Origin of the sequence: Streptomyces sp. KR55, assembly GCF_052245645.1 — a bacterium.
GTDB classification, from domain to species: Bacteria; Actinomycetota; Actinomycetes; order Streptomycetales; family Streptomycetaceae; genus Streptomyces; species Streptomyces flavusporus.
Genome location: NZ_JBQQCE010000821.1, coordinates 1 through 2,187, shown reverse-complemented (window position 1 = coordinate 2,187; position 2,187 = coordinate 1). Strand labels below are relative to the sequence as shown.

1 protein-coding gene and 2 pseudogenes are annotated in these 2,187 nt (G+C 67.7%); 2 read left to right on the top strand and 1 reads right to left on the bottom strand.

Annotated elements, in window-relative coordinates:
* Positions 1 to 616: 616 nt before the first annotated feature.
* Positions 617 to 1,090 carry a VOC family protein gene (locus tag ACTWQJ_RS50520; protein ID WP_443313062.1) on the top strand — a complete coding sequence of 158 codons (474 nt, stop codon included), beginning with the start codon at positions 617 to 619 and terminating at the stop codon, positions 1,088 to 1,090.
* Between the two features lie 396 nt (positions 1,091 to 1,486).
* Here ACTWQJ_RS50520 and ACTWQJ_RS50515 read toward each other — a convergent pair.
* A pseudogene (locus ACTWQJ_RS50515) lies at positions 1,487 to 1,669 on the bottom strand (hypothetical protein); the annotation flags it as partial.
* Between the two features lie 321 nt (positions 1,670 to 1,990).
* On the opposite strand from ACTWQJ_RS50515, the pseudogene ACTWQJ_RS50510 reads away from it, so the two are divergent.
* Positions 1,991 to 2,187 (top strand): annotated as a pseudogene (locus tag ACTWQJ_RS50510) (hypothetical protein); the annotation flags it as partial.

The following is a 2,187-nucleotide window of genomic DNA, read 5'->3' as shown; positions in this document are numbered from 1 at the left end:
CGTTCTCGCCGACGGGGCCGGCGCCGATGACGACGACGTCGTAGGTGCGGAGGGTGTCGCTCATTGCTGCTCCTGTGTCTCTCGGGCTTCGCGGGCTTACGTCCTGGGGGAGGTCGCGCGTAGTGGTCCGGATCCGCCTCTGCGCGGCCGGCGGTGCTCGGCAGTTGCGGTAGGTCTGGGGGACTGGTGGCTGCCGGACCGCTGAGGGCTACGGCTGCACCTGAGGAGGATGGGGATGGGGATGGGGCAGAACGACGTCCGGTTCACCGGCCGGGAAGCCGGGTCGTTTTCAGACCCATTTTCGTCATCACTCTCAGTGAAACCGCGAGTCACAGTGATGATGCCTGATGTGTTCCACGACAGGGCGACGCCGCGCTCCGCTCCGGGCAAAGACCGGCCCATGGAGGCTCGCGGCCGGCGGAGGGACCCGCCGGTGCTCACGCCGGCTGAGTGGCGTGGTCACCACGCCTCCCCACGCCTCTGCCTCCTCACTGCTGCAGCCGTACGGTCCGGGGGCGGCTGATTGGCGTTCCGCCGGATGTCCCCCTACATCTGTTTGAGCGGTGGACGGACACGGTACGGACAGCTCCACCGCTCACACGCAAGGACAGTTCTCATGGACCTGAAGCTCGAAGTCATCGTGCTGCCCGTTTCCGACACCGACCGGGCCAAGGCCTTCTACGAGAAGCTGGGATTCCGCCTGGATCTCGACACGGGGGCTGGTGGCGGCTTCCGGGGCGTGCACTTCACGCCGCCCGGCTCCGGGTGCTCGATCATGTTCGGCGAGGGGATGACCTCCGTCGCCCCCGGCTCGGTGCAGGGGCTGTATCTCATCGTCTCCGACATCGAGGCGGCCCGCGCGGAGCTGGTCGACCGGGGTATCGATGTGAGCGACGTTTTCCACGACGCCGGAGGAGTGCTGTTCCACGGTCACGAGGGCGGAGACGTCACCCATCGGCTGGCGGGCCAGGAGCGCTTGCCCGGCCGGCACCCCGAGGGCACCTCGTACGCCTCCTTCGCCACCTTCAGCGACCCGGACGGCAACGGCTGGGTGCTGCAAGAGATCACGGAGCGGTTGCCCGGCCGCTGAGGGCGCGTCACTGAGCAACCATGGCCCCGCTGCACGCGAATGGCCGGGGCCCTGGGCTCGGCGTGTCGCAGCGCCATCTCGCCCCGGGCGTGAAGTGATACCCACGATCTGGGCACCCCCGGCGGCAGGGATGAGAGGAGCCCCGGCCGACGACGCCGAGTTGCCAGGCGGGGCTGCATGGAGCCCGGGCGCGGCGGAGGGCGGACGGGCGCAGCCCCGACCACGGCTGCCCCGGGTCGGCGAGGCTGCGCCGCAGGGCCCCGCACAGTGTTCTCATCGCGCAGTCGCGGAAGTTCCTCCGTAAGACCAGCGGCCTCGACGGCCTGCTGTCGGGGCTCCGCTTCGCGTTGAGCTTGCTGGCGCAGCTTGAGCAGTTCCTGGGCCTTACCACCGAGCGGTGAACTGGAGTGGGGCGGTAAACGAGGCGGTGAGCTCGATGGAGTGCCGCTTTCCGATGCGGGATTCGGCCTTGGGGCCGACGAACAGCAGGCCTCCGTCGGACTCGAGGAAGCCCTCTTCGGTGAGGAAGCACAGGATGCGGGCGGCGGATCGATCGAACGGGGCGAGGCCATTCCGTTGGACCACCAACGTGTATTGAAGCGCCGAGAGTTGTGGCGGCACGCTCAAGGTCAACCGAAACACGGCCACACGGCCCGTTGGCGTGCCGACGGTCCCGTCGCACGCCCGGCAGGAGCGTCACCTGGAGCACATGACACAACTCAACGGGAACAATCAGCTCCACTCATCCGTATCATCGCTGTTCAAGACACCGGGCAGCAGGTGCGGACCTTTACCGCACCGTCAGACGAACCTGCGCGTGTACGGCGTGGGTTCTGCGCGACTCGTCAGCGGGCCCCGTGCCAACTCGTCGGCCGGTCAACCGGCAGAAAGGTCAGCATCATGTCCGAGAACACCACCGCCAGTGACCTGGCAGCACAGTACGCCGCCCAGGTAAGCAGCGACCTGGAACGCAACCTCAAGGAGCAGGAACGCATCGGTACGGAAATCGCCGTCCTGCAGGATCAGTTGACCACGCTGCAGCGCGACCACACCGTGCTGGTCAGCATGCAGCAGGCACTCGGCATCACCCCCTACCC